Origin of the sequence: Streptomyces sp. NPDC051567, assembly GCF_044454165.1 — a bacterium.
Taxonomy (GTDB): domain Bacteria; phylum Actinomycetota; class Actinomycetes; order Streptomycetales; family Streptomycetaceae; genus Streptomyces.
On record NZ_JBITDK010000065.1, the window covers coordinates 1 to 1,592 of the forward strand.

The window sequence follows — 1,592 nt, forward strand, 5'->3', positions numbered from 1 at the left end:
CCGCGCCGCTCTCCATCGACGACAGCTTCTTCGACCACGGCGGCCACTCCCTCCTCGCCGCCCGCCTCACCCACCGCGTCACCACCACCCTCCACGTCGCCCTCACCCTCCGCGACGTCTTCCAGCACCCCACCCCCGCCACCCTCGCCCGACAGCTGGCCGCCGCCTCCGGCCGGCCCGCGCTGCCGCCGCTGACCCGGGCCGAGCCCCGGCCCGAGCGGCTGCCCCTGTCCTTCGCCCAGCGACGCCTCTGGCTGGTGGCCGGGCTCGGGGGGCACGGGACCTCGTACAACGTCCCGATGGTGGTGCGGCTGGACGGGGAGCTGGACGCGGGCGCCCTGCGGGCCGCCTTCCACGATCTCGTCGCCCGCCACGAGCCGCTGCGCACCCGCTTCGCCACCGTGGACGGGGACCCGTACCAGCAGATCGGCCCGGCCGGTCGTCTCGCCTTCGACGTACGGACGGTCCCGGCCGGGGAGGTCGATGCCGCGCTGCTGGACGCCGCCCGGCACACCTTCGACCTCGCCGCCGAACACCCGCTGCGCGTGACGCTGCTGCGGACCGGGGAGGCGGAGCACACCCTCCTCGTCCTGCTCCACCACATCGCCACCGACGGCCTGTCGCTGGGCCCGCTCTTCGCGGACCTCTCCGTGGCCTACGCGGCCCGGCTCACGGGCGGCTCACCGCAGTGGGCTCCGCTGCCCGTCGCCTACGCCGACTACGCCCTCTGGCAGCGCTCGGCCCTCGAAGGCGCCACCCTGGACGGCCAACTCTCCTACTGGAAGCGCACGCTGGCGGATCTCCCGGAGGAGATCGGGCTCGTACGCGACCGGCCGCGACCGCCTGTCGCCGGGCAGCGGGGCGGTGTGGTCCGGCTCGACTTCGGGCCCGAGCTGCACAAGCGGGTGGTGGAGCTGGCGCGCGCCGAGCGGTGCACGCCGTTCATGGTGCTCCAGGCCGCGCTGGCCACGATGCTCACCCGGCTCGGAGCGGGGACGGACATCCCCCTCGGCTCGCCGGTCGCCGGGCGCGGGGACGAGGCCCTGGCCGGCCTGGTGGGTTTCTTCGTCAACACGCTCGTCCTGCGGACGGACACCTCCGGGAACCCGGCCTTCCGCGAGCTCCTGAGCCGGGTGCGCGCCGCCGATCTGGATGCCTTCGCCCACCAGGACGCCCCCTTCGACCTGGTGCTGGAGGCCGTCAACCCGGCGCGCACCCTCGCCCGGCACCCGCTGTTCCAGATCTGCCTGGCCCTGGAGTCCGGGCCGGCCGTCTCGCCGGAGCTGCCGGGTGTGCGGGCGGGCGCGGCGGAGCCGCTGGTGACGGGTGCGGTCAAGTTCGACCTGGAGTTCCTGCTGCGCGCCGAGGAGGACACGGGTCTGACGGGGGCGGTGCTCTACAGCTCCGACCTGTACGAGCAGGCGACCGTGGAGCGGATGGTCGCCATGCTGCGGCGGACGCTGGAGCAGGCTGCGGCCGGGCCGGAACTGCGGCTCTCGGAGCTGGAGTTGTTGGGTGCGGTGGAGCGGCGTCAGGTCCTGGAGGAATGGACCGGCACCCGCACCGACATCGGTGCACCCACCCTCACCAGC

At 74.5% G+C, this 1,592-nt stretch carries 1 protein-coding gene; it reads left to right on the plus strand.

From position 1 onward, the window contains the following. On the plus strand, nt 1–1,592 hold a 1,592-nt coding region (locus ACIA5F_RS30905), incomplete at both ends, for a condensation domain-containing protein (protein ID WP_399358785.1).